This is a genomic window from Xanthobacter aminoxidans (assembly GCF_043193615.1).
Lineage (GTDB): Bacteria > Pseudomonadota > Alphaproteobacteria > Rhizobiales > Xanthobacteraceae > Xanthobacter > Xanthobacter aminoxidans.
The window spans coordinates 143,211-166,896 of sequence record NZ_JBAFUS010000005.1 but is presented as its reverse complement, the minus strand read 5'-3'; the positions used below and the strand labels follow the sequence as shown (position 1 = coordinate 166,896).

24 protein-coding genes are annotated in these 23,686 nt (G+C 69.4%); 15 read left to right on the top strand and 9 right to left on the bottom strand.

Annotation, left to right across the window (positions count from 1 at the left end):
- Positions 1 to 11 precede the first annotated feature (11 nt).
- The 4 genes from V5F74_RS21330 to V5F74_RS21315 are packed head-to-tail and all read left to right on the top strand — an operon-like array spanning position 12 to position 3,317.
- Positions 12 to 998 carry a YVTN family beta-propeller repeat protein gene (locus V5F74_RS21330; protein WP_024276647.1) on the top strand — a complete coding sequence of 329 codons (987 nt, stop codon included), beginning with the start codon at positions 12 to 14 and terminating at the stop codon, positions 996 to 998.
- Positions 995 to 1,798 carry an ABC transporter ATP-binding protein gene (locus V5F74_RS21325; RefSeq protein WP_394009925.1) on the top strand — a complete coding sequence of 268 codons (804 nt, stop codon included), beginning with the start codon at positions 995 to 997 and terminating at the stop codon, positions 1,796 to 1,798. Before V5F74_RS21330 ends, V5F74_RS21325 begins: the two co-directional genes overlap by 4 nt.
- Positions 1,795 to 2,676 carry an ABC transporter permease gene (locus V5F74_RS21320; RefSeq protein ID WP_250165426.1) on the top strand — a complete coding sequence of 294 codons (882 nt, stop codon included), beginning with the start codon at positions 1,795 to 1,797 and terminating at the stop codon, positions 2,674 to 2,676. The genes V5F74_RS21325 and V5F74_RS21320 overlap by 4 nt, the downstream gene beginning before the upstream one ends.
- A complete protein-coding gene (locus V5F74_RS21315) occupies positions 2,673 to 3,317 on the top strand; it encodes a hypothetical protein (RefSeq protein WP_029556223.1) in 645 nt (214 codons plus the stop codon). Before V5F74_RS21320 ends, V5F74_RS21315 begins: the two co-directional genes overlap by 4 nt.
- Positions 3,318 to 3,352: 35 nt before the next feature.
- Here V5F74_RS21315 and hpt read toward each other — a convergent pair whose 3' ends face one another.
- Positions 3,353 to 3,889 carry a hypoxanthine phosphoribosyltransferase gene (gene hpt, locus V5F74_RS21310; RefSeq protein WP_024276651.1) on the bottom strand — a complete coding sequence of 179 codons (537 nt, stop codon included), beginning with the start codon at positions 3,887 to 3,889 and terminating at the stop codon, positions 3,353 to 3,355.
- Between the two features lie 213 nt (positions 3,890 to 4,102).
- On the opposite strand from hpt, the gene ftsE reads away from it, so the two are divergent.
- From ftsE to V5F74_RS21285, 5 genes are all read left to right on the top strand, one after another.
- Complete coding sequence (ftsE, locus tag V5F74_RS21305) at positions 4,103 to 4,762, top strand: cell division ATP-binding protein FtsE (protein ID WP_024276652.1); 660 nt, start codon at positions 4,103 to 4,105, stop codon at positions 4,760 to 4,762.
- Positions 4,749 to 5,726: a cell division protein FtsX gene (locus V5F74_RS21300; protein ID WP_394009924.1), complete on the top strand. Its 978-nt coding sequence runs from the start codon at positions 4,749 to 4,751 to the stop codon at positions 5,724 to 5,726. The genes ftsE and V5F74_RS21300 overlap by 14 nt, the downstream gene beginning before the upstream one ends.
- Before the next feature lie 109 nt (positions 5,727 to 5,835).
- Complete coding sequence (locus tag V5F74_RS21295; RefSeq protein ID WP_081837517.1) at positions 5,836 to 6,579, top strand: YdcF family protein; 744 nt, start codon at positions 5,836 to 5,838, stop codon at positions 6,577 to 6,579.
- Between the two features lie 43 nt (positions 6,580 to 6,622).
- On the top strand, positions 6,623 to 7,429 hold the full coding sequence (locus V5F74_RS21290; RefSeq protein ID WP_029556220.1) for a lysophospholipid acyltransferase family protein: 807 nt from the start codon (positions 6,623 to 6,625) through the stop codon (positions 7,427 to 7,429).
- Between the two features lie 33 nt (positions 7,430 to 7,462).
- On the top strand, positions 7,463 to 7,894 hold the full coding sequence (locus V5F74_RS21285) for a hypothetical protein (RefSeq protein ID WP_394009923.1): 432 nt from the start codon (positions 7,463 to 7,465) through the stop codon (positions 7,892 to 7,894).
- A gap of 11 nt (positions 7,895 to 7,905) precedes the next feature.
- Here the strand turns inward: V5F74_RS21285 and V5F74_RS21280 are convergent, their stop codons facing one another.
- Positions 7,906 to 8,574 carry a gamma-glutamylcyclotransferase gene (locus tag V5F74_RS21280; RefSeq protein WP_374252415.1) on the bottom strand — a complete coding sequence of 223 codons (669 nt, stop codon included), beginning with the start codon at positions 8,572 to 8,574 and terminating at the stop codon, positions 7,906 to 7,908.
- 108 nt (positions 8,575 to 8,682) lie between these two features.
- Here V5F74_RS21280 and V5F74_RS21275 point away from each other — a divergent pair, with 108 nt between their 5' ends.
- Entirely contained in the window at positions 8,683 to 9,792 is a 1,110-nt protein-coding gene (locus tag V5F74_RS21275; RefSeq protein WP_394009922.1) for a DUF2125 domain-containing protein, read from the top strand.
- 25 nt (positions 9,793 to 9,817) lie between these two features.
- Here V5F74_RS21275 and V5F74_RS21270 read toward each other — a convergent pair whose 3' ends face one another.
- A complete protein-coding gene (locus V5F74_RS21270; RefSeq protein ID WP_394009921.1) occupies positions 9,818 to 10,951 on the bottom strand; it encodes an alpha-D-ribose 1-methylphosphonate 5-triphosphate diphosphatase in 1,134 nt (377 codons plus the stop codon).
- Between the two features lie 120 nt (positions 10,952 to 11,071).
- A complete protein-coding gene (locus V5F74_RS21265; protein ID WP_394009920.1) occupies positions 11,072 to 12,718 on the bottom strand; it encodes a hypothetical protein in 1,647 nt (548 codons plus the stop codon).
- 277 nt (positions 12,719 to 12,995) lie between these two features.
- On the opposite strand from V5F74_RS21265, the gene argB reads away from it, so the two are divergent.
- Complete coding sequence (gene argB / locus V5F74_RS21260) at positions 12,996 to 13,901, top strand: acetylglutamate kinase (RefSeq protein WP_029876530.1); 906 nt, start codon at positions 12,996 to 12,998, stop codon at positions 13,899 to 13,901.
- A gap of 20 nt (positions 13,902 to 13,921) precedes the next feature.
- Here the strand turns inward: argB and V5F74_RS21255 are convergent, their stop codons facing one another.
- The 5 genes from V5F74_RS21255 to rpsT all read right to left on the bottom strand — a co-directional run bounded on the left by V5F74_RS21255 (position 13,922) and on the right by rpsT (position 20,013).
- Complete coding sequence (locus V5F74_RS21255) at positions 13,922 to 14,461, bottom strand: GNAT family N-acetyltransferase (protein WP_024276662.1); 540 nt, start codon at positions 14,459 to 14,461, stop codon at positions 13,922 to 13,924.
- A 47-nt stretch (positions 14,462 to 14,508) separates the two neighbouring features.
- Complete coding sequence (gene recF / locus V5F74_RS21250; protein ID WP_250165418.1) at positions 14,509 to 15,657, bottom strand: DNA replication/repair protein RecF; 1,149 nt, start codon at positions 15,655 to 15,657, stop codon at positions 14,509 to 14,511.
- Between the two features lie 77 nt (positions 15,658 to 15,734).
- A complete protein-coding gene (gene dnaN / locus V5F74_RS21245) occupies positions 15,735 to 16,853 on the bottom strand; it encodes a DNA polymerase III subunit beta (protein ID WP_029556212.1) in 1,119 nt (372 codons plus the stop codon).
- A gap of 331 nt (positions 16,854 to 17,184) precedes the next feature.
- The gene (gene dnaA / locus V5F74_RS21240) at positions 17,185 to 18,636 is read right to left on the bottom strand and encodes a chromosomal replication initiator protein DnaA (protein ID WP_051679397.1); all 1,452 of its coding nucleotides are present in this window, start codon (positions 18,634 to 18,636) and stop codon (positions 17,185 to 17,187) included.
- Between the two features lie 1,110 nt (positions 18,637 to 19,746).
- Positions 19,747 to 20,013: a 30S ribosomal protein S20 gene (rpsT, locus tag V5F74_RS21235; protein ID WP_024276666.1), complete on the bottom strand. Its 267-nt coding sequence runs from the start codon at positions 20,011 to 20,013 to the stop codon at positions 19,747 to 19,749.
- A gap of 305 nt (positions 20,014 to 20,318) precedes the next feature.
- Here rpsT and V5F74_RS21230 point away from each other — a divergent pair, with 305 nt between their 5' ends.
- From V5F74_RS21230 to V5F74_RS21215, 4 genes are all read left to right on the top strand, one after another.
- Complete coding sequence (locus V5F74_RS21230; protein WP_029556210.1) at positions 20,319 to 21,305, top strand: complex I NDUFA9 subunit family protein; 987 nt, start codon at positions 20,319 to 20,321, stop codon at positions 21,303 to 21,305.
- A 105-nt stretch (positions 21,306 to 21,410) separates the two neighbouring features.
- A complete protein-coding gene (locus tag V5F74_RS21225) occupies positions 21,411 to 22,115 on the top strand; it encodes a phosphoribosylanthranilate isomerase (RefSeq protein ID WP_051678882.1) in 705 nt (234 codons plus the stop codon).
- The gene (gene trpB / locus V5F74_RS21220) at positions 22,112 to 23,329 is read left to right on the top strand and encodes a tryptophan synthase subunit beta (protein WP_029556208.1); all 1,218 of its coding nucleotides are present in this window, start codon (positions 22,112 to 22,114) and stop codon (positions 23,327 to 23,329) included. The genes V5F74_RS21225 and trpB overlap by 4 nt, the downstream gene beginning before the upstream one ends.
- Before the next feature lie 2 nt (positions 23,330 to 23,331).
- Positions 23,332 to 23,673 carry a hypothetical protein gene (locus V5F74_RS21215; protein WP_394009919.1) on the top strand — a complete coding sequence of 114 codons (342 nt, stop codon included), beginning with the start codon at positions 23,332 to 23,334 and terminating at the stop codon, positions 23,671 to 23,673.
- Positions 23,674 to 23,686: the final 13 nt, after the last annotated feature.

Below are 23,686 nucleotides of genomic sequence, written 5' to 3'. Positions count from 1 at the left end.
GAGGAAACCCGATGACCCCGACCGCCCTGCGCCGGCTCGTTGCCCTTCTCGCCGGAGCCGCCGCGCTGACGGCGGCGGATGCGGCTTCGGCCTATACGGTCTACGTTTCCAACGAGCGCGGCAATTCCATCACCGTCATCGATTCGACCACGCTGGAAGCCAAGCAGACGGTGAAGATCGGCCGCCGGCCGCGTGGCATCACCATGAGCCCGGACGGCAAGGTGCTGTTCCTGTGCGCCAGCGACGACCATGCGGTGCTGGCCATCGATCCCGCCACGCTCAAGGTCATGCGCAAGCTGAAGTCCGGCCCCGACCCGGAACTGTTCGCGCTGCACCCCTCGGGCAATCCGCTCTACATCGCCAACGAGGACGACAACCAGGTCACGGTCCTCGACGTGGAGCAGAACAAGGTGGTGGCGCAGGTGCCGGTGGGCACCGAGCCGGAAGGCATGGCGGTGAGCCCGGACGGGGCGACGCTGGTGGCCACCTCCGAAACCACCAGCATGGCCCACTTCATCGACACCAAGACCAACAAGATCTTCGCCAACGTGCTGGTGGATGCGCGCCCGCGCTTCGCCGAATTCTCCAAGGACGGCAAGCGCCTGTGGGTCTCCGCCGAGGTCGGCGGCACGGTGTCCGTCATCGATCCCGAGACGCGCAAGATCATCCACAAGGTCACGTTCCAGATCCCCGGCGTGTCCAAGGAGGCGATCCAGCCCGTGGGCGTGCGCCTGACCAAGGACGGCAAGACCGCCTTCGTCGCGCTGGGCCCGGCGAACCGGGTGGCGGTGGTGAATGCCGAGACCTTCGAGGTGCAGAAGTATCTCCTCGTCGGCCAGCGGGTCTGGCAGCTCGCCTTCACGCCGGACGAGAAGCTGCTCTTCACCACCAACGGCAATTCCAACGACGTCTCGGTGATCGACGTGCAGGACCTCAAGGTGGTGAAGTCCATCAAGGTCGGCGGCGCGCCGTGGGGCGTGGTGGTCTCGCCGCAATGAGTGATGCTGCGCAAGGTCCGGCGCGCGTTCCGGCGCTCGCGATCGAGGCGGTGAGCCACGCCTTCGGCGCGCGCCGCGCGCTGGATGGTGTCTCGCTCACCGTGCCGGCCGGCTGCTTCGTCGCGCTGCTGGGGCCGAACGGCGCGGGCAAGACCACGTTGTTCTCGCTGGCGACGCGGCTCTATGCGACGCGCGAGGGGCGGGTGCGCATCTTCGGCCACGACCTCTCCCGCGCGCCCTCCGCCGCGCTGGCGGAGCTGGGCGTGGTGTTCCAGAGCCGCACGCTCGATCTCGATCTGTCGGTGCGGCAGAACCTTGCCTATCACGGCGCCCTGCACGGCATGGCGGGACGCGAGGTGAAGGCCCGCATCGCCGAGCTGCTGGCGCTGGTGGGCCTCGCCGACCGCATCGACGACAAGGTGCGCACCCTCTCGGGCGGCCAGTCGCGGCGGGTGGAGATCGCCCGCGCGCTCATCCACCGCCCCCGCCTGCTGCTGCTGGACGAGGCGACGGTGGGGCTCGATCTGCCGTCGCGCTCCGCCATCGTCGAGATCGTGCGGCGCCTCGTGGCGGAAGAGGGGCTCGCGGTGCTGTGGGCCACCCACATCTTCGACGAGGTGCGGGCCGACGATCTCATCTATGTGCTCGACAAGGGCCGCATCATCGCCCACGGCACCGCGCGCGAGGTGACTGGCGCGCATCTGCGGCCGGCGGAAGAGCGCGCGCCCGATGGCCCCACGGCGGCTTTGGAGGCCGCGTTTCGGGCCATGACGGCGGCGCGGGCGGAGGACGCGGCATGAGCGAGGGGAATCTTCGCGAGGCCAGCGTCGGCAAGACCCCCGCCGCGCCCGCGCGCCACCTTGGCCCCGCCGGCTATCTGGTGTGCATGTCCGGCATTGTCGGCCGTGAGCTGCTGCGCTTCGTGCAGCAGAAGGAGCGGTTTCTCTCGGCGCTGGTGAGGCCGCTGGTTTGGCTCTTCATCTTCGCCGCCGGCTTCCGCTCGACCCTCGGCGTCTCGATCATCCCGCCCTACGAGACCTACGTGCTCTACGAGGTCTATGTGACGCCGGGTCTCGCGGTGATGATCCAGCTGTTCAACGGCATGCAGTCCTCCCTCTCCATGGTCTACGACCGGGAGGTGGGCTCCATGCGGGTGCTGCTGACGAGCCCGTTCCCGCGCTGGTATCTGCTGTTCTCCAAGCTGGTGGCGGGGGTCAGCGTGTCGCTGGCGCAGGTCTATGTCTTCCTCGCCATCGCCCGGCTGTGGGAGGTGGACATCCCGCCCATGGGCTATCTCACCGCGCTGCCCGCCTTCATCCTCACCGGGCTGATGCTGGGGGCCATCGGGCTCGTCATCTCCTCGCTGATCCGGCAGCTGGAGAATTTCGCCAGCGTGATGAACTTCGTGATCTTCCCGATGTTCTTCGCCTCCTCGGCGCTCTACCCGCTGTGGCGCATCCGCGATGCCAGCGAGACGCTGTACATCGTCTGCCTTCTCAACCCCTTCACCCATGCCGTGGAACTGGTGCGCAACGCGCTCTACGGCGCGTTCGAGCCGCAGGCCTTCGCCGTCGTGCTCGGCACCACCATCGTCTTCTTCGCCCTCGCCGTCGTCGCCTACGATCCGGGCCGCGGCATCATGGGGCGGCGGGGCGGGCCAAAAGGAGAAGCCGCGTGATCCGTTCGCTTGCCGCCGCCTCGGCCCAAGTATCGCTCCTTTGGGTCGCCGCTGTCCTGAGCGCGGGGCCGCTGGCCGCCCAGCCGAAGAGCGATCCCGACTGGCCCTGCCCGCAGCGCAGGACGCCGGAGATCGACCTCGCGCAGGTGTGGAGCGGCCCGGACCCGGCCTCCGCCGGCAAATGGACCGACGATCAGGATGCCGCTTCCCTCGCGGTGAAGCTTGCCTCCCGCCGCACGCCGGCCAAGGAGTTCGGCCCGTTGCTGGATGGCTTCGTGAAGGAGGCCGGCGCCGAGGCGGACAAGGGCCTGCTCCGGGTGATGGCCGGGGTCTACGAGATCATCAACGACCAGCGCAGCAAGATCATCCACGGCATCGTGCGCTACGCCCACGGCCAGCAGCGCCTCGCCGACCGCATCCGCGAGGAGGCCGACGAGCTGAGCAAGGCGCAGACCTCCATCACCGCGCCCGAGACCGCCGAAAGTCGCAAGCTCGACGAGCAGCTCAACTGGGACACCCGCATCTTCGACGAGCGGGCCAAGTCCCTCATCTATGTCTGCGAGACGCCGGTGCTGCTGGAGCAGCGGGCCTTCGACATCGGCCAGCAGATCCAGTCCCGGCTGAAGGCCAAGGGCGGCTGAGACTTATGGGGTGCTGAAGGGGAGGGGGCTGAGGGCTACTCCAGCCCCTCCACATGCCCGATGAAGGGCAGCTGACGGAAGGCGTGGGCGACGTCCATGCCGTAGCCGACCACGAACACGTCCGGGCAGGTGAAGCCGACGAAATCGGCCTCGATCTGCACCGCCCTCTTGCCCGGCTTCTCCAGAAGCACGCACACCAGCACCCGCCGCGCGCCGCGCGCCATGAGCAGGTCCTTGGCGAAGGCGAGGGTGCGGCCGGATTCCAGGATGTCGTCGATGAGCAGCACGTCGCGGTCGCGCACGTCGCTCTCCACGTCCTTCAGGATCTCCACCTGGCCGGAGGAGATGGTCGCCTCGCGATAGGAGGAGAGGTGCATGAACTCCACCTCCGGCGCGAGGCCGGACGTGTGCATGGCGCGCAGGAGGTCGGCGGCGAAGATGAAGGAGCCCTTCAGCACCGCCACGGCGAGCAGCCGCTCGGGCGCATGCGCGGCGATCTCCACCGCCAGGGCGTGGTTGCGCGCGGCGATGCGGTTCTCGTCATAAAGGACGCTGACGTTCGGCAGGTTCATGGTCCCTCTTCGCCAGAGCGCGAGCGTGGCCGTCGGGGCCGCGGGCGCTCTTCCGAGATAGCCGCCGGACCCGGCGGGCGCAATGCGGGACAGCCCTTCCCCACCCCTCGGCACTCGCACGGGGCGGGCCTTCCGCGCCCCCGTGGCGACGCCTTCCGCTTCGTTTATGGTGGGGCGAGGCGCCGTGGCGCGATTCGAGCGAAGGGTTGGGGCGTGGTCCGGTTCGAGAACGTCGGCCTCAGGTACGGCATGGGCCCGGAGGTGCTGAAGGATGTGTCCTTCGGCATCGAGCCCAATTCGTTCCAGTTCCTGACCGGCCCGTCGGGGGCCGGCAAGACGACGCTCATGCGCCTCCTCTTCCTCCAGCTGAAGCCGACGCGCGGGCTCATCACCTTGTTCGGGCGGGATGTCTCTTCCCTCGATCCCGACGAGGTGGCGGTGCTGCGCCGGCGCATCGGCATCGTCTTCCAGGATTTCCGCCTGCTGGACCACCTCACCACCTACGAGAACGTCTCTTTGCCGCTGCGCGTGCTCGGCAAGGAGGAGGCGAGCTATCGCGGCGAGGTGACGGAGCTTCTGAGCTGGGTCGGCCTCGGCGACCGGATGCATGTTCTGCCGCCGGTGCTGTCGGGCGGCGAGAAGCAGCGCGCGGCCATCGCCCGCGCCCTCATCGGGCGGCCGGAATTCCTGCTGGCGGACGAGCCCACGGGCAATGTGGACCCCACCCTCGCCCGCCGCCTGCTCCGCCTGTTCATCGAACTCAACAAGTCCGGCACGTCGGTGCTGCTGGCCACCCATGACATCGCGCTCATGGACCAGTACGACGCCCGCCGCCTCGTGATCGCCGACGGCCGCCTCTATGTCTACGACTGACGCCGCCACCCAGCCCCAGAACCCGCAGCCCAAGAAGCCGTCGGCCGAGGGCGAGGCGCCGCGCGCCAAGGCGCGGGCGCTGGCTTCCATCGTGCCGTCCTCCACTATCGCCGGGCGGGCACTGGTGGCGGTGGTGGCCATCATGACCTTCCTTGCCGGCCTCACCATCGGCACGGCGGTGGCGGTGCGGGCGACCGCCAGCCAGTGGCGGTCCGACGTGACGCAGGAAGTCACCATCCAGATTCGCGCCGGCGAGAAGCAGGCCACCGACGCCCAGGTGCAGGCCGCCGCCGACATCGCCCGCAAGACGCCCGGCATCGCCGACGTGCACATCCTCACGCCGGAGGAGACCTCCCGGCTGCTGGAGCCGTGGCTCGGCTCGGGGCTGGATCTCGGCGACCTGCCGGTGCCGCGGGTGATCGTGGTGCGCCTCGACGGGGCGAGCCCGCCCGATCTCGCCAAGCTCAAGCGCACGCTCACCGACCGCATCCCCACCGCCACGCTGGACGATCATCGCGGCTGGTCGCGCCGCTTGGTGGCGGTGACGGACGGGGTGATGCTGGTGGCGGTGGTCCTGCTGGTGCTGGTGGGGCTCGCCACCGTGCTCTCGGTGGTGTTCGCCACCCGCGCGGCGGTGGCCACCAACCGCTCGGTGGTGGAGGTGCTGCACTTCGTCGGCGCGCGGGACGGCTTCATCGCCGCCCAGTTCCAGCGTCACTTCCTCAAGATCGGCGCCGAGGGCGGGTTGATCGGCGGGCTCTCGGCTGCTGCGGTGTTCGGGGCGCTGGCCGCGCTCCCGCGCCTCGGCCTCGGCGGCGATCCGGAATTGCCGACCGTGCTCGGCTGGCTCAATCCCGGCTATCTCGGCTTCTTCGGCATCGCGGTGTCGGTGGCGATCGTGGCGCTGGCGACGGCGCTCACCTCCCGCGTCACCGTTTACCGCACGTTGAGGACGATCACATGATTCGCGCCGCGGCGGTGGGGGCGGCGGTGGCCGGGGGTGCGTCACCTCGCCTCTGCCGCATTCCGGCGCCATCGTCGGCTCCATGACCATGTCGAGCACCGAGCGCAGGATGAGGGCGCAAATCGGTCCCGGGCAGTCCGATACCGGCACGGCCAGAAGCGGGGCGACCACGAACACGCGGCCATCGCCGGCACCGCGTCGCAGCCTGTTGCGCCGCCTCGCCGTTGCCGCTGTGACGCTCGGAACGCTCGGGGCCGTCGTCGCCGGTGTCGGCTTCGTTGCCTTCACCACCCAGATCGCCGGCCGCGAGCCCGCGGGCGTGAAGCCGGCCGATGCCATCGTCGTGCTCACCGGCGGGCCGTCGCGCATCATCGATGCCGTCTCCCTGCTCAATGAGGGGCTCGGCCAGCGCCTGCTCATCACCGGCGTCAATCCCGCCACCTCGTCCGACGAGATGCGGCGCGCCCTGCCGGACGGCGAGCGGCTGATGGACTGCTGCATCGATCTCGGCCACAAGGCGCTGAACACGCGCGGCAATGCGCTGGAAGCCGCGGAGTGGACGCGGGAGCGGCGGTTCCGCTCGCTGGTGGTGGTGACATCCTCCTGGCACATGCCCCGCGCCATGATGGAATTGTCGCGCGCCCTTCCCGACGTGGAGCTGGTGGCCTATCCCGTCGTCACCAGCCGCACCGAGCCGGAAAACTGGTGGACCGATACCGGAACGCTGAAGCTGCTGGTGAAGGAATATCTGAAGTACATCATGGCCACGGTGAAGATCCGTCCCGCCCAGGCGGTGGCGGGCTCCGGGGCCGCTGCCGCGCCGCCGGCCGGGGCGGCCGCCGCGTCGCACTGAACACGCGCTCCCGGCCGCCCGGCCGCGGGGCAGGGAGACCGCCTTGACCTTCCTGCGTTCGCTCGTCTTCCAGATCGCCTTCTATCTGGTGACGACCCTCTATCTGCTGGCCTTTCTTCCCGCGCTGCCGTTCCTGTCGCGCCAGGGGCTGTGGCGCACCGGTGTCCTGTGGTGGGTGGCCACCACCATGTTCCTGCTGAGGGTGATCGTCGGGACGCGCGCGGAGTTCCGCGGCACCGAGAACATCCCGGACGGCCCGCTGCTGATCGCCTCCAAGCATCAGTCGGCCTGGGAGACCCTCGCGCTGCTGCCGCTGTTCTCGGACCCGGCCTTCATCCTGAAGCGCGAACTCATGTCCATTCCGGTGTTCGGCTGGTTCGCGGCGCGGGCGCGGATGATCCCGGTGGATCGCAAGGGCGGCTCGGCGGCGCTCAAGGCCATGACGCGGCGCGCGCAGGCCGACATGGCCGAGGGCCGGCAGATCCTGATCTTCCCGGAAGGCACCCGCCGCCCGGCCGGCGCGCCGCCGGACTACAAGTTCGGCGTGGCGCACCTCTATTCCAGCCTCGGCGTGCCCTGCCTGCCCATCGCGCTCAATTCCGGCCTCTACTGGCCGCGCCGGAGCATCCTGAAGCGGCCCGGAACCATCCTCGTCGAGATCCTGCCGCCCATCCCGCCGGGGCTGCCGCGGCAGAAGATCATGGCCCGGCTCGAGGCCGACATCGAGGCCGCCAGCGACCGCCTCCTCGCCGAGGGACTGGCGGAACTTGGACCCCGCGCACCGGCCGATCTCAGGGCGCGCGCGAGCGCCGAGTCGTCCCCGTTGTCCACCCCTGTGGAAAACTCTTGATCGATCGCGGGGGATCGTTCTAGTTTCGTTCTCATGAACGCAACTGATTCGCTCCTTGTCCCCCTTGTGGACGCCGGTGGTCTCAACGGCCTCAAGCACGCCGCCCTCGGTGCGCGCTACCGTTTCTGGCGCGACGAAGACGGCCTGCGCCATGTGTTCTCGGTCTATCGGCCCGACGCCGCTCCGGACTATCCGGACGCCCTCGGGGTGGTGTCGCGGCGCACGCCCGCGGGCTCCATCGCCATGTGGGCGGGGCCGGCGAGCCATGCCCGCACGGCTGCGCTCAGGATGCGCGGCGACGAAATCCACATCCATGTGTTCGGCGAGGAGAATGCGCCTGCCCTGCGCCGCCTGATGGATCGCAGCCTCATGGGCCGCAATCCGATGGAACGCGGCGAGGTTCCGGCGCTGCCCCGCCCGGCTGTTCAGGCGCTCTGCCTGCCCGCCCGCCGCCACGCGGCGTAAGGAGCGCGGTCTCAGGGCGACCCGTCGCCCTCCGCATCATCCGGCAGGACGGGGGGCAGAGCGTGGCTCGCCGTCAGGTGCTGGGTGATGTAGGCGAGGCCCGGGTCGCGGATGCCGAGGCTCTCCAGCGCCTTCACCGTCGCCACCACATAATCCGTGTTCGGCCCCGACTTGCCGTGGGAGCGGCGCACCAGCGCCAGCTGGTCGTCGAGGGTCAGGCCCGGCGCATATTGGGGATGGGCGCGGTTGACCAGATAGGCCACCGCCGGCGCATCGCGCCCCGACCCGTCCAGCAGGCGCACGCGCCGCATGACCTCGCGATAGACCCCGGAAATCTGCTCGCGCTCGGTGAGATAGGCATGGGTCTGCGGCCACTGTGCCGCCGCCACCCGGTAGGCGATGCCCCGGCAGGAGCCGCCGAGATCCAGGCCGAGCACCAGCCCCGGCTTTTCCGGCGTGCCGCGATGGTGGAAAGAATAGACGCACAGGGTGCGGTGGGCGCCCACGAGCCGCGCCTCGCAGCGCTCGACGAAGGCGAAGCCCGGATTCCACATCAGCGAGCCGTAGGCGAACACCCAGACATCGCCGTGCTGACCTGACGCCGCGGCGGAAGGCGTGACCGATTGCCCCGCCGCCTCCGGCGCGTTGCCGCCTCCGCTCGCCGACCGCTCGTCCGCCATGGGCCCGACACACCTTCCCGGCGTTGACAGAAACGCCGGACCGTCGCCTAACAGCCGGCAAGGACCATCGCAAGCCACGGGCGACCGTGGCCAGCCGCAAGGATGTCCATGACCGCCCCTGTCCCATCCGCCCCTGTTTCGCCCGCTCCCGTTTCACCACCCCCCGAAGCGTCCGGGCGCCGGCCGAAGCCTTGGCTCGTCATCGTTCCCGTGGCCCTGGTGGTGGTCGCCGCCATCGTCTGGAGCGGCCTGTGGTTCTATGCCGCCGGGCGCGCCGAGCGGGAGATCGACGCCTGGATCGGGCGTGAGGCGAAGCTCGGCCGCATCTGGACCTGCACCGACCGCCATCTCGCCGGGTTCCCCTTCCGCTTCGAGCTGCGCTGCCTGTCGCCGAAGCTTGAGACGCGCGGCGGCGACGCCATGCGCTTCACGGCCGCCTCGGCCGAGGCGGTCGCGCAGGTGTGGGCGCCCAATCACATCGTCGCCGAGTTCGCCGGCCCGGCGCGGGTGGAGGACCTCAACACCGGACAATCCTATGTGGCGGTATGGTCCCTGCTGCAGATGAGCGGCGTCGGCGATCTCTCCGGCCGGCCGGAGCGCTTCTCCCTGCAGGCGCACGATCTGAAGCTCGAGCAGCCCGCCGCCACGGGCGCGCAGCCGGTTTCCATCCTCTCCGCCCATCTGTTCGAGTTCCACGCCCGCCGCTCGCCGGGGCAGGACGGCAAGCCCGATGGCGTCGACTATGCGTCCGGCTTCACCGGCGGCCAAAGCGCGCTCCTCAATACCCTTGGCGCGGAGGGGCCGGTGGAGATGGCGCTTCAGGGCACGGTGACGGCTTCGGCCGACCTGCGGCCCATGTCGGTGGCGCAGCGCATGCGTGCGTGGGCCAATGCGGGCGGCATCGCCAAGCTCGACCGCTTCCACATCACCTCGCCCAAGATCGCCGTGACGGCCACCGGGGCGGTGGCGCTCGACAGCCAGGGCCGGCTCAACGGCAAGCTCGACCTCGGCTTCGCCGGCATCAACGATCTGGTGCAGGGCCTCGACAAGGCCGGCGCCATCCCGCGGGAGATCGCGCCCATCGTCGGCGCCCTCGCCATGGTGGGCAAGCCGGGTCAGGTGGAGGGCCGCAAGGGCGCGATCTTCGCGCTTTCCTTCGATGCCGGAACGCTCAAGCTCGCCGGCTTCCCGGTGGGCATCGTGCCGCCGCTGTTCTGAGGCGTTGTTAGAAAGGGCCGGCGCGTCAGAAGACGCGCTCGCCTTCCGCCAGCACCTGCCGCACCACCGGCGTGCCTTCCACGATGCGGAAGCGCACCACGTCGGCCCGGAGCCCGGCTTCGAGCCGGCCGCGGTCGGCGAGGCCCGCCATCTGCGCGGGGTTGCGGGTGACGAGGGCGATGGCCTGCGGCAGCGCCATGCCGTCCATGGTGTGGAGGCGCGTCGCCGCCTGCAGCAGGCTCGCCGGCACGTAGTCGGACGCGAGGGCGTCCACGAGGCCCTCCTGCGCCAGCGCACCCATGGCGACGCCGCCGGAATGGGAGCCGCCGCGCACCACGTTCGGCGCCCCGCCGATGGTGGCGAGATCGGCCGCGCGGGCCGCCAGCGCCGCCTCGCGGGTGGTCGGGAACTCGCTGATGGTGCAGCCGGCGGCCTGCGCCTCGGCCACATGCGCCTCGGTGGTGTCGTCGTGGCTCGCCCGCACGAGGCCGGTTGAGGCCAGCATCTCCACCAGCGGCGGCATGTTGCGCGCCACGTTGGCGCGGCCGCGGGCCGTGCGCTCACCGATCTCGCGCTCGGCCTCGCGGGCGTCCTTGCCGATGCCCAGCAGGAAATTGCGCAGCGCTTCCACATTGCGCCACTGCCGGGCGCCCGGCGTGTGGTCCATCAGCGAGGCGAAGGCGAGGCTTGGCCGGGCCAGCGTCGGCTCCACCAGATCGAGCACGTTCGGGTCGGTCATCTCGCAGCGCAGGTGCACCTTGTGGTCGGCCCGGAAGAGGGGCGCCCCCTGCTCCACCGCATCCAGCATGGTTCCGAACAACTCGCGCCGCTCCGCCTTCGCCTGGTCGAAGCCGCCGGCGCAGATGGCGTCGAACACGGTGGTGATGCCGCTCGCCACCGTCTGCCCGTCATGGGCGAGGGCGGCGGCGCGCGCATCCGGCCAGAACACCTTGGGACGGGGGACGAAATGGCCCTCCAGCGCGTCCGTGTGCAGGTCGATGAGGCCGGGGGCGATGAAGTCGCCGTCGCAGTCGATGGCGGCCGGCGTGGTGGCGCGGCCCGCGTCGATGGCGAGGATGCGCCCGTCCCGGAGGGTGATGGTTCCCGCGACGACGGCATCGTCGAGGACGAGGCGGGCGTTGGTGAGAACGGTGTCCATCGGGGCTCCGGATCGAGGCAGGGCAAAAGGATACGGGCCCGGCTACCGGCCGGGCCCGCGGGAGGTTCTGCGTTGCACCCTATCGTGACACCGCGGTGACGTCGCCTGCGTCAGCCGGCGTCAGGAGCGCGGGGCGGGTGGGGCCGGCAGGGCGGGCAGGGCCGGCGGGCGGGGCACCACCTCGTACAGCTGGAAGCGCTCGCCCTCGGCGATGAGCTTGAGGTGGTCGCTGTCCGGGTTGGGCGCGCCGCGCTCGGTGAACAGGAGGTAGACGTAATCGAACTTCGACGGCCACAGGTCCCAGTAGCGCGGGCCGTCGGGCGTCGGGTCTTCCTCGGTGACGAGCAATTGCTCGATCTGGGGCGGGGTGCCGTCCTCGGTGTCCACCTGCTCGTTGAAGGGCTTGCGGGCGCGCAGGATCTGCTTGCCCTCCACCGTGAAGGCCGTGGTGACGAGGGACGACTTCTCGATCATGGCGAGGCAGGCGGCGTGCATCAGGCCCAGGTCGGTCGGATCGTTGCCGCCCTGGATGTCGGCATAGGCGACGAGCACGCGCGAGCCGGGGCGGATGCGCGTGACCGATTCGCGGAACGCCACCGTCCATTGCGACAGCCGGTCCCACACGACCTGCACCTCGCCCACGCGGACCGCCAGCATCAGGATGAGCACCACCGCGAACCCGCGCCGGGCGAAGCGGTGGCGCAGGTCCGCGCGCATGGCGGCGAGCACCATGAAGACGATGGCCGCCGGCAGGCGCTGGTCCGCCATGTAGGTGGCGAACACCACCCGTGGCATGGCGAGATAGACGAGCCCCGCCACCAGCAGCAGCGGCAGCATGAAGGAGTGGACATAGAGCAGCCGGTGCCGCGCCGCCCAGACGCCGGCCACGATGAAGATCGCCGCCACGGCGACCGCCACATGGTCGATATAGACGTTGAAGATCAGCTCGATGCCGGCGATCTTGCCCTGCGGCTCCCAGTAGTTCTGCCCGCTGAGGCCCCAGGTGGGGCTCGCCAGCAGCAGCGGCAGGATGGGCAGGAAGGGCAGGCCGCCGCTGACGAACACGCCGATGCGCGGCCAGATCGGCCCGCGGCCGAGGCGCAGGCGGTCCAGCTCGTAGGCAAGGATGCCGATGCCGTAGATGCCCGCGGTGAACAGGTGGCAGAAGAACAGCGCCACCACGAACGCCGCCGACACCAGATAGCGCCAGGGCCACCACTTGTCGCGCAGCGCCACCCAGGCGCTGAGCGCGAACAGCGCCAGCCCGATGCCGAAATAATAGTTCATCACGCCGATGAGGAAGACGCCGCTGTAGAGCAGCGGGAACGCCAGCAGCGGCAGCGCCGACCACACGCCGAACAGCGTGCGGTTGAGCGTCATGGTGCCCCCGGCGATCAGCGCGAAGCACATCAGGGTGTAGATCTCGCCGGCGGTGTAGATGCCCACCACCTTGTCGATGAGCGGGACAATGAGGTCCATCATCAGGTTCGGCAGGATCGACCATTTCAGCGTGTAGAAGCGCGCGAGGTCCTGATCCCCGGGGATCGAGGCGATCACGTGCATGCGTGCGAGATGGTTCACGTAATCCGACAGGGGCGGGATCGGATGGGTGAGGATCGGGATCGACACGAGGCCGAGGCAGGCCACGAACAGCAGCAGGATCTGCCAGGGGCGGAGATCGTGCGGCCGGCGCTCCGGCGGGTGGCCATGATGGGCGTGCGCGGAGGCGCTCGTGGAATGCTTGGCAGGCAGAATCGGAGGCGTCATGAAGGCCGGGTCTCTCTGGCGGCGGCTGGAGCTACGGCGGGGCGAGGGCTGTGGCGGGCGAACCGGTGACGGGAGTTGACGCCGCCATTGTGTCGGACGGGACTGCTTCTCATCACCTTTTCGCGAGGGAAGGAAGCCCGGCCGACGAGATTTCCGCACCGGCCTGTCCCGGCCGCGCCGCGAGCGGACCTTTCACCGCACGAGGGAAACCGCTAGAAGGGCGCCGCCCGGCGGCCCCACCGCCGTGCCCCCGCGAGCATCCATCTGCGAGCCCCCCATGACCGAGCCCCATTCCCAGTCCGTGTCGGAAGCCCAGCACGAGGCCGAAGTGCTGGCGCGGGCGCTGCCGCACATGCAGCGCTATGACGATGCGATCGTCGTGGTGAAATACGGCGGCCACGCCATGGGCAGCGAGGACGTGGCGCGCACCTTCGCCTCCGACATCGTGCTCATGGAGCAGTCGGGCATCAATCCGGTGGTGGTGCACGGCGGCGGGCCGCAGATCGGCGCCATGCTCAGCAAGCTCGGCATCAAGTCGGAATTCGCGGCGGGCCTGCGCATCACCGACAAGGCCACGGTCGAGATCGTCGAGATGGTGCTGGCCGGCTCCATCAACAAGCAGATCGTCGGCTTCATCAACGAGGCGGGCGGCAAGGCCATCGGCCTGTGCGGCAAGGACGGCAACATGGTGCGCGCCCGCAAGGCGAACCGTGTGGTGGTCTCTTCCGGCGGCGATGACGCGCAGGAGGTGGACCTCGGCTTCGTCGGCGAGCCCGACACCGTGGACACCACCGTGCTCGACCAGATCCTCGGCCGCGAGCTGATTCCCGTGCTGGCCCCGGTGGCGGCGGCGGTGGACGGTGGCACCTACAACGTGAACGCCGACACCTTCGCCGGCGCCATCGCCGGCGCGCTCGGGGCCAAGCGCTTCCTGCTGCTCACCGACGTGCCGGGCGTGCTGGACAAGAACAAGCAGCTGATCCCGCGGCTCACCATCGCCGAGGCCCATGCGCTGATCGCCGACGGCACCATCTCGGGGGGCATGATCCCCAAGGTGGAGACCTGCATCTACGCTCTGGAGAAGGGGGTGGAGGGCGTCGTGATTCTCGACGGCAAGGTGCCCCACGCGGTGCTGCTGGAGCTCCTCACCGACCACGGCGCCGGCACGCTCATCACCCGCTGACGTTCATCCCTTGAGGACGTTCACCCCTTGAGGAGGTCCGCGTCCGCCGGAATGGTGGTCGCGCCCTCCCCGAGGGCGCGCTGCATCAGGACCGTATCGATCCACCGGCCGAACTTGAGGCCGGTGGCCGGCAGGGTGCCGATGGAGCCGAAGCCGCAGGCGCGGTGCAGCGCGATGGAGCCGGCATTGCCGCTGTCGCCGATCACCGCCACCATCTGGCGGAAGCCCAACGCCTCGCACTCGGTGATGAGCGCTTCCAGCAGCCGGCGGCCGACCTTCCGGCCCCGGGCCGCCTCGTCCACATAGATGGAATTCTCCACCGTGTAGCGATAGGCGACGCGCGGACGGAAGGCGCTGGCATAGGCATAGCCCAGCACTTTCCCGTCCTCTTCCAGCACGAGATAGGGATAGCCGCCGTCCATGAGGGCGGCCTGGCGGCGGGCCATTTCCTCCGGTCCCGGCGGTTCCAGCTCGAAGGAGGCGGTGCCGTTGCGGACCGCCTCGTCATAGATGGCGGTGATGGCGGGAATATCGGAAGGGGTCGCGGGACGGATCGGCATACCCTCTTTTAAGCCGCCGCAGCGCATCCGCCAAGCTTGTCGTCCGTTCAGGCCCGCGTGATCGCGCCCGGCGCGACGGTGAAGCGCGCCGCCGTCTCCAGCGCCGCGAAGGCGGAGGGGTCGGCCCCGGTCATCCACACCTGCGCCCCGAGGCGGGCCAGCGCCTCGAACAGGCCGGCGCGGCGCTCGGCATCGAGATAGGCCACCACGTCGTCCAGCAGCAGCAGCGGGGACAGGCCCTGCATGCTCCCCACCAGACGGGCGTGGGACAGAGTGAGGCCGATCAGCAGGGATTTCTGCTCGCCGGTGGAGCAGCGCGCGGCGGGCAGGCGCTTCTCGCCATGGCTCACCGACAAATCGGTGAGATGGGGGCCCTCCAGCGTGCGCCCGGCCGCGCGATCCCGCGGGCGATTGTCGCGCAGCAGCGCCCGATAGCGGTCCTCCACCTCCAGCGCCGGATGCTGGGCGATGAGGCGCTCCACGGCGCCGTCGAGGGCGAGTTCGGCGAAGGGGAAGGGGGACGCCTCGTCGCGATGGGCGGCGATCTCGGCGGAGAGCCGCGCCACCGTCTCCAGCCGCGCGGCGGCCACCGCCACCGCCAGCTCGGCCACCTCGTGCTCCACCGCATCGAGGAAGCGGGCGGAGCCGTTCTCCTCCAGCAGCCGGTTGCGCGAGCGCAGCGCGCGTTCGAGGCCGTTGACCCTCGTGCCGTGGGAGGCGTCCACCGCCAGCACCAGCCGGTCGAGATAGCGGCGGCGGTCGCCGGGCGGGCCCAGGAACAGGCCGTCCATCTCCGGCGTCAGCCAGAGCACCTTGAGATGATCGAGGAAGGCATTGGCCGAGGGCACGGCCTCGCCGTCGATGCGGCAGCGCCGCTGCCCGCCTTCCTGCGCCGGATCATAGCCGGTGCCGAGGCGCACCTCGCCCAGCGCGCCTTCGATGAAGGCGGAGACCGCCCAGGGCGCACCGTCCGCGTCCGGCGCGTGGCTTCCGGGCGGGCGGTGGCCCACGTCGGCGAGCTGCGCCCGGCGCAGGCCGCGGCCGGGGGAGAGGAAGGAGAGGGCTTCGAGGATATTGGTCTTGCCGGCGCCGTTCGGCCCGGTGAGCACGATGGCGCGCGCCTCCACCGCCACCTGCGCCGCCGGATAGGAGCGGAAAGCGGTGAGCGACAGCTTCAGGATGGCGGCGTGGAGCATGGTGTCACGATCGCCGCGGCGTCAGGACCGCCGGGCCGGCTGCCGGACAGGCCCTTATGCGCCTCACACCCGCAGTCTCAAACGCGCATGGGCATGAGGACGTAGAGCGCATCCGTCTTGGTGGAATCGCGCACCAGGGTGGGCGAGCCGGGATCGGCGAGCTTCAGCTCGGCGGTGTCGCCTTCGAGCTGGGAGGTGATGTCCAGCAAATAGCGGGAGTTGAAGCCGATATCGAGGGGCTCGGCGGTGTAGTCCACCTCCAACTCCTCGGTGGCGCTGCCCGAATCAGGGTTGGTGACGGACAGGGTCAACTTGCCGTCGCCCAGCGACAGCTTCACCGCGCGGCCGCGCTCGCTCGACACGGTGGACACGCGGTCCACGGCGGCGGCGAACTCATCCTTGTCGACGATGAGGGTCTTGTCGTTGCCCTGGGGAATCACCCGGCCATAGTCCGGGAAGGTGCCATCGATCAGCTTGGAGGTGAGCACGATGGCGCCCACCTGCACGCGGATCTTGGTGGCGGACAGGGAGATGGTGACTTCCGCCTCCTTGTCCTCCAGCAGCTTCTGGATCTCGGCGACGGTCTTGCGCGGCACGATCACGCCCGGCAGGCCCTGCGAGCCGGCGGGAGCCTCAAGCTCCGCCTGGGCGAGGCGGTGGCCGTCGGTGGCGACGGCGCGCAGCATCGGCTTGCCGCCCGCGTCGGTCACATGCAGGTAAATGCCGTTGAGATAATAGCGCGTCTCCTCGGTGGAGATGGCGAACTGGGTCTTGTCCACGAGGCGGCGGAACTCCGCGCCCTTGACCTTGAAGGTGTGGGAGAATTCGCCCGCCGCGAGATCCGGGAAATCGGCTTCCGGCAGGGTCTGGAGCGAGAATCGGGCGCGGGAGGCGCGCACCGTGAGGGTGCCACGCTCGCCGCCGGCTTCCAGCTGCACCTGCGCGCCATCGGGCAATTTGCGCACGATGTCGTAGAGCACATGGGCCGGCACGGTGGTGGCGCCCGGCTGCCCGGTCTCGGCCGGCACGCTCTCGACCACTTCCAGGTCGAGGTCGGTGGCCTTCAGCTCCAGCGTGCCCTTGGCCGCCTTGATGAGCACGTTGGCGAGGATCGGGATGGTGTTGCGCCGCTCGACGACACGGTGCACGTGGCTGAGCGATTTCAGAAGCTCGGCGCGCTCGACGGTGACCTTCATCGTCCTGGCCCGTTCACTCTTCGCTTCCGAGCCGGCCTGCCGCGGGATCCGATGTCCCGCCGGTGGGTCCGCCTCGACATTCTAAGGATGACGCCCGCAGATCCCCTCATCCGTCATGCGGGCGAGGGGCGCGTGCGCCGGTGTGGCGTGGCGCGACGGCGCAAGCCGCCGTCTGGCACCCGATGGAACGGGCGCCGGGCCGCCGACATTGCCGCCCCGGGGGGCGCAAGGCAAGGGTTGGCGGGGAGATTTTCTGAAGCGGGGGTTTTTCGCGGGGCAGACCGGCGGCACCGGTGCGGCGCCGCCCCTTCGTCCTGCCCCTGAGGCAGACTCAGCTTTCGAGGGCGAGCCGCTTCAACACCTCGATCTCGTCGGCCAGCGCGCGGTCGGTGGCGACGAGCCCGTCGATCTTGCGCACCGCATGCAGCACGGTGGTGTGGTCGCGCCCGCCGAAGCGGCGGCCGATCTCGGGCAGGGAGCGCAGGGTGAGCGTCTTGGCGAGATACATGGCGATCTGCCGCGGCTTCACCACCGTCGCGGTGCGGCGCTGGGACAGCAGGTCGGCGCGCGAGACGTTGTAGTGCTTGGCGACCACCCGCAGGATGTCGTCCACCCGCACGCGCTTGGGATCGGTCGGGCGGATGAGGTCCTTGACCGCATTTTCCGCCATGTCGAGCGTCACCGGCTCGCCGGTAAGCTGGTTGAAGGCCAGCAGCTTGTTGAGCGCGCCGTCGAGGTCGCGGCCGGACTGGCCGACGCTGCGGGCGAGGAATTCCAGCACCGGCGCCGGCACGGCGAATCCCTGGTGCTGCTCGGCGAGGGTCTGGTAGCGCGACTTCAGGATCTGCAGGCGCAGGTCCTCCTCCAGCGGCGCAAGATCCACCACGAGACCGCCGGCAAGGCGGGAGCGCACGCGCTCGTCGAGGTGCTCAAGCTCGCCGGGAAGGCAGTCGGCCGCCAGCACCACCTGCCGCCCGCCATCCAGCAGGGCATTGAGGGTGTGGCAGAATTCCTGCTGGAGATTGTTGCCCTTCAGGAACTGGAGATCATCGATCACCAGCGTGTCGATGGTCCGCAGCGTATCCTTGAAGGCGATGGCCGAATGGGACTTCAGCGCCGACACGAAGCCGTACATGAAGCGCTCGGCGGTCAGGTACGTGGTGCGCCGGCCATGGGCGGCGCCGGCGCGGGCCACTGCCTGCAACAGGTGGGTCTTGCCGAGGCCGACGGCCGCGTGGAGATAGAGCGGATTGTAGACGGGCGCGGCGCCGGCGGGGGTCTCGGCCACCTTGCGCGCGGCGGCGAACGCCAGCGAATTGGACTTGCCGACCACGAACGATTCAAACGTCAGGCGCGGGTCGAGCGGCGATCCGGACGCGACGTCGCCGCCCGTCTCCCGGACCTCGCCGCGCGCCTCGGAGGCACGGGGGGCCGGCTTCGTCTCGACGGGACGCTCGGTGCGCTCGCTCACCACCTCGCGCGGGGCCGAGGCCTTCAGCGCCACGGGGCGCGCGAAGGCGTTGCGCACGGCGAGATCCACGCGGCGGCGCGCGCCGCTCTCTTCCGCCCAGATGTCGGCGATGCGCGGCAGATAATTCTCCTGAATCCACGACTTCAGGAATCGCGTGGGCACCGACAGGCGCACCACGTCCGACGTCAGCGCGTCGAGATCCATGCGCGCGAACCAGCTGGTGAACTTCTCTTCGCCGATCTCCTCGCGCAGCCGCTGGAGCACCCGATCCCACGGGGCCGAGGGAGCGCTGGGGTTCGACGCGCAATCCATCTCGACGGCCTCCGCAAGGGCTGACTGAAAAGGAACGGTGCGCGCGGCAACCGGCGCATGAGGCTTGAGCATAAGGATCGCGACCGCGCGAAAGGCGGTTCCCTGGTTGGAGACGCAAAAGCCGTCCGCGCCCTGGGGCGGGCAGCGCGGCCTTTGTCTCGTGGGGAGTTTCGGAAACGGGTGCTAAGGCACCCACGGCATCAGCGCAACGGGTTCAACGCACCGTCATGCGCGGTCCTTGCCGTAGCTGGGCGGCGGGGCGCAACTGGAATGGAGCACAGCGCTCCGGCAGGCTCGAACGCAACGCGTAGCCGAAGAGATCGAGGGACCTGTTCCTGTGTCCGCTGCCGCGCATGTGCCCGAAGTCATAGCCGCCCCATCTCCGACGATGCCAACCATCGACGGGTGTTGGAATGAACCAGTTTTTTGTTTGGTCTCGTAGATGCCTTTAGGCGGATCAGATGTCCGCCCTTAGCATAGCTCCAACGAATGAAGGTAACGCAGATTACGAATACGGCCGAAGACGAGGGGTACGTGAACGAATTCAGACACGATACATCCCCTCCTCATCCACGAAGAGCCGTGAAAACTTCATTCTATCGGTGAACCCCAGGGTCGCTCCCGGAGTGAGGTTGAACATACACAGCCGGTTTGGGGGGTGCAACGCCTTTGACCCCGGCGGGGGGATAGCGGGTAAAAGCCGGTGCGCCCGCGCCACACCCCCGACCTTGCGTTCAGCCGGCAAACCTCTGTCGCGACAATGAGATTCGCGAAGCCGGCGCAGGAAGTGCGGCGCCCCGCCACGTAGGGAAATACGGTTATCCAATACTCCTCCAAAGGGGCCGCTTTGGCGTGTTCCAGCCTTTGGCCTCTAAGCCGTTCTCGCGGATCGGGTTTTTCTGATCGGTCCGGATTGCCCCCGCAGCGGCCGGCCGGGCTGGAAAAAACCGCGCCCTTTGCCGAGTTTCCGGCCGCCGCGCCCTTGACGGGGTCAGAGAATCGGGGTCCGCGCGCAACAGTCTGGCTGAAGATCTCTGCGGCCGGTCCAAAGCAAAAAGGCCCGGCAGAGCCGGGCCTTCAAGATAAGTCAGTCTGCTTGATTGATCTAAATCAAGCGCTGAGCTTCTTCACGCGGGCGGCAAGGCGGGACACCTTGCGGGACGCGGTGTTCTTGTGAATGACGCCCTTGGTCACGGCGCGCATGATTTCCGGCTCGGCCGCCTTGAAGGCAGCGGAAGCGGCCGTGGCGTCGCCGGTGGCGAGCGCGTCTTCGAGCTTGCGCAGATAGGTGCGCACGCGAGACCGGCGAGACCGGTTGACCTCGGTGCGACGCTCGATCTTGCGGACCGCCTTTTTGGCGGAAGGCGTATTGGCCATCGGCCGTCCTTGCTGGTTCGCGCCCGGCGGCACGGCCATCTGGCCACTTCGCGTCGCGCATGAATGAGTGAACAAGCCGGCAGCCCATGCCGCCAGCTAGGTGGCGGGCTTATACGGTCGCGCGGCTCCCGCGTCAACACGTTGGACGGAAAAGTCGTACACGACGTGGCACCTTGGCGGCTTTACGGAACCCGCCGGCATCGCGTATGTGCTGCGCGCACTCTATATATGGCATGCCGGCACGAAGGCATGCCGGCGGCGCGCAAGGCCGAGGCCGGCGCGGCGCATCAAGGCGGGGGTTCGGCATGAGCGATGTGACGGTGACCGATCGTCCGGTGAACGACAGCCTGGTGACGGTCTTCGGCGGCTCCGGCTTTCTCGGCCGGCATGTGGTGCGAGCGCTGGCCATGCGCGGCTATCGCGTGCGCGTCGCCGTGCGCCGGCCGGAACTGGCCGGCTTTCTCCAGCCGCTGGGCTTCGTCGGCCAGATCCAGATTTCCCAGGCCAACGTGCGCTATCCCGAGAGCGTCGCCCGCGCCGTCGACGGCGCCGAGGCGGTGGTGAACCTCGTGGGCGTGCTGGCCGAGGGCGGCCGGCAGAGCTTCGATGCCGTGCACGCCTTCGGTGCCCGCGCCGTTGCCGCCGCGACCGCCGCGCAGGGCGTGCCGCTGGTGCATCTCTCGGCCATCGGCGCCGATGCCAATTCCCCCTCCGGCTACGGCCGCAGCAAGGCGGCCGGCGAGGCCGTCGTGCGCGCCACGGTGCCGGACGCGGTGATCTTCCGCCCCTCCGTGGTGTTCGGGCAGGAGGATGAGTTCTTCAACCGCTTCGCCGCCATGGCCCGCCTCTCCCCGGCGCTGCCGCTGATCGGCGGCGGCGTCACCAAGTTCCAGCCGGTGTTCGCCGGCGACGTGGCCGCCGCCGTGCTCGCCGCGGTGGACGGCAAGGCCAAGGCCGGCACCACCTACGAGCTGGGCGGTCCCGAGGTGCGCACCTTCCGCGAGCTGATGGAGCTGATGCTCGCCGAGATCGGCGCCAAGCGGGTTCTGGTGGATCTGCCGTTCGGCCTCGCCTCCTTCATGGCCAAGCTGACCCAGTGGGCCCCCGGCGCGCCGCTCACCGTCGATCAGGTGGACATGCTGCGCTCGGACAATGTGGTGTCTCAGGCTGCGATCGCCGAGGGCCGGACGCTGGCCGGCCTCGATCTCACCCCCACCTCCCTCGCGGTGGTGCTGCCGACCTATCTCTGGCGGTTCCGCAAGGCGGGGCAGTTCACCCGCGTCGAGACCTGACCGGCCCGCCGGTCCCTTCCCGACGCATCGCGAGGGCCGTTGAAATGGCGGCCCTCACCTCTACGGTGTGAAGGTTCACGACCGGCACCCTCCCAGGTTCACCCCATGGCTCGCGACGACAGGCGCTTCGAGGTCAAGATCTGCGGCATCCGCACGGCGGATGCGCTTGAGGCCGCCCTCGAGGCGGGCGCCGATCTCGTCGGCTTCGTCCATTTCCCCAAGAGCCCGCGCCACCTCGCGCTCGCCGATGCGCCGGCCCTGGTCGCCCGCGTCGCCGGCCGCGCCGGCAAGGTGGCGCTGCTGGTGGACCCGGACGACGCGCTCCTTCAGGACGTGATCGCGGCGTTTTCGCCCGACATTCTCCAGTTGCACGGCCACGAGACGCCCGCGCGCGTCGCCGACATCAAGGCGCGCTTCGGCCTGCCGGTGATGAAGGCTCTGCCGGTCGCACGCCGGGAGGATCTCGCGGTCCTGCCGGCCTATGCGGCGGTGGCGGACCGCATCCTGTTCGACGCCAAGCCCGATCCGGGGGCGCTTCTGCCCGGCGGCAACGGCCGGCCGTTCGACTGGGCGCTGGTCGCCGGCCTTGACGTCAACCGGCCTCTCATGCTTTCCGGAGGCCTTACCGCCGACAACGTGCCGCAGGCCCTCGGATTGGTCCGGATGGACGGCGTGGACGTATCGTCTGGCGTGGAGGACGCGCCCGGCGTGAAAAGTCCCGACAAGATCCGTGCCTTCGTCGCTGCGGCGAGGCGCGCCGCGTCCACCTCATCCTTGCAAGACCCCCTATCGAAGGCCCGCGCGTCGTGACCGTTCTCAATTCCTATCGCACCGGCCCCGATCACCGCGGCCATTTCGGCATCCATGGCGGCCGCTTCGTCGCCGAGACGCTGATGCCGCTCATCCTGGAGCTGGAAAAGGCCTATGAGGCGGCCAAGGTCGATCCCGCCTACCATGCGGAGATGGCCGGCTACCTCACCCATTATGTGGGCCGCCCCTCGCCGCTCTATTTCGCCGAGCGCCTCACCAACCATCTCGGCGGCGCCAAGGTCTATCTGAAGCGCGAGGAGCTGAACCACACCGGCTCCCACAAGGTGAACAACGTGCTCGGCCAGATCATGCTCGCCCGCCGCATGGGCAAGGAGCGGGTGATCGCCGAGACCGGCGCCGGCCAGCATGGCGTCGCCACCGCCACCCTGTGCGCCCGCTTCGGCCTGAAGTGCGTGGTCTACATGGGCGCGGTGGACGTGGAGCGTCAGGCCCCCAACGTGTTCCGCATGAAGATGCTGGGCGCCGAGGTGGTGCCCGTGCAGTCCGGCTCGCGCACCCTCAAGGACGCCATGAACGAGGCGCTCCGCGACTGGGTGACCAACGTCCACGACACCTTCTACTGCATCGGCACGGTGGCCGGCCCGCACCCCTATCCGGCCATGGTGCGCGATTTCCAGTCCATCATCGGCCGCGAGACCCGCGAGCAGATGCAGGAGATGGAGGGCCGCCTGCCCGACAGCCTCATCGCCTGCGTCGGCGGCGGCTCCAATGCCATGGGCCTGTTCCACCCCTTCCTCGACGATCCCGAGGTGAAGATCTACGGCGTGGAGGCGGCGGGCCGGGGCATCGACACTCACGAGCATGCGGCGTCCATCGCCGGCGGCCGCCCGGGCGTGCTGCACGGCAACCGCACCTATCTGCTCATGGACGACGACGGCCAGATCATCGAGGCCCATTCCATCTCGGCCGGCCTCGACTATCCCGGCATCGGGCCGGAGCATTCCTGGCTGAACGACGTGGGCCGCGTCACCTATCTCAACTGCACCGATCAGGAGGCGCTGGACGCCTTCCAGCTGCTGACGCGGCTCGAGGGCATCATTCCGGCGCTGGAATCGGCCCATGCCATCGCCAAGGTGATCGAACTGGCGCCCAAGCTGCCGGCGGACCACCTGATGGTCGTCAACCTTTCCGGCCGCGGGGACAAGGACGTCCCCCAGGTGGCGGAGATACTCGGGACTCGTCTGGGGGCGTGACCATGAAGAGCATCTGCGGGAAAGTCGTGTCGTCCTCGATCGCCACGGCGGCGGTCGTGCTCACCCTTGGCGGTGCGCAGGCGGCCGACCTCGAACTGACGCCGGGCAAGATCTACACCGACGCCGCCGGCGCCTATGTCTCGGTGGCGGTGAAGAACACGGGCACCGCCACGGCGGCCGAGGTGAAGGTGACCTGCGAGTTCTTCGCCGGCAAGCGCGCCCTCGGCAAGGCCTCCACCACGCTGTTCTCCATCGTCGGCGGCGTCACCGGAACCGACCAGGTGCGCTTCCTCGGCGGCACCAGCGCCACCAGCGCCACCTGCACGCTGGCCGGACAGAAATAGTCCGCGTCTCCTC

Coding starts and splice junctions, on each gene's coding strand:
- V5F74_RS21330 (WP_024276647.1), top strand. CDS start 12: ATGACCCCGACCGCCCTGCGCCGGCTCGTTGCCCTTCTCGCCGGAGCC.
- V5F74_RS21325 (WP_394009925.1), top strand. CDS start 995: ATGAGTGATGCTGCGCAAGGTCCGGCGCGCGTTCCGGCGCTCGCGATC.
- V5F74_RS21320 (WP_250165426.1), top strand. CDS start 1,795: ATGAGCGAGGGGAATCTTCGCGAGGCCAGCGTCGGCAAGACCCCCGCC.
- hpt (WP_024276651.1), bottom strand. CDS start 3,889: ATGAACCTGCCGAACGTCAGCGTCCTTTATGACGAGAACCGCATCGCC.
- V5F74_RS21300 (WP_394009924.1), top strand. CDS start 4,749: ATGTCTACGACTGACGCCGCCACCCAGCCCCAGAACCCGCAGCCCAAG.
- V5F74_RS21295 (WP_081837517.1), top strand. CDS start 5,836: ATGAGGGCGCAAATCGGTCCCGGGCAGTCCGATACCGGCACGGCCAGA.
- V5F74_RS21285 (WP_394009923.1), top strand. CDS start 7,463: ATGAACGCAACTGATTCGCTCCTTGTCCCCCTTGTGGACGCCGGTGGT.
- V5F74_RS21280 (WP_374252415.1), bottom strand. CDS start 8,574: ATGGCGGACGAGCGGTCGGCGAGCGGAGGCGGCAACGCGCCGGAGGCG.
- V5F74_RS21275 (WP_394009922.1), top strand. CDS start 8,683: ATGACCGCCCCTGTCCCATCCGCCCCTGTTTCGCCCGCTCCCGTTTCA.
- V5F74_RS21270 (WP_394009921.1), bottom strand. CDS start 10,951: ATGGACACCGTTCTCACCAACGCCCGCCTCGTCCTCGACGATGCCGTC.
- V5F74_RS21265 (WP_394009920.1), bottom strand. CDS start 12,718: ATGACGCCTCCGATTCTGCCTGCCAAGCATTCCACGAGCGCCTCCGCG.
- argB (WP_029876530.1), top strand. CDS start 12,996: ATGACCGAGCCCCATTCCCAGTCCGTGTCGGAAGCCCAGCACGAGGCC.
- V5F74_RS21255 (WP_024276662.1), bottom strand. CDS start 14,461: ATGCCGATCCGTCCCGCGACCCCTTCCGATATTCCCGCCATCACCGCC.
- recF (WP_250165418.1), bottom strand. CDS start 15,657: ATGCTCCACGCCGCCATCCTGAAGCTGTCGCTCACCGCTTTCCGCTCC.
- dnaN (WP_029556212.1), bottom strand. CDS start 16,853: ATGAAGGTCACCGTCGAGCGCGCCGAGCTTCTGAAATCGCTCAGCCAC.
- dnaA (WP_051679397.1), bottom strand. CDS start 18,636: ATGGATTGCGCGTCGAACCCCAGCGCTCCCTCGGCCCCGTGGGATCGG.
- rpsT (WP_024276666.1), bottom strand. CDS start 20,013: ATGGCCAATACGCCTTCCGCCAAAAAGGCGGTCCGCAAGATCGAGCGT.
- V5F74_RS21230 (WP_029556210.1), top strand. CDS start 20,319: ATGAGCGATGTGACGGTGACCGATCGTCCGGTGAACGACAGCCTGGTG.
- V5F74_RS21225 (WP_051678882.1), top strand. CDS start 21,411: ATGGCTCGCGACGACAGGCGCTTCGAGGTCAAGATCTGCGGCATCCGC.
- V5F74_RS21215 (WP_394009919.1), top strand. CDS start 23,332: ATGAAGAGCATCTGCGGGAAAGTCGTGTCGTCCTCGATCGCCACGGCG.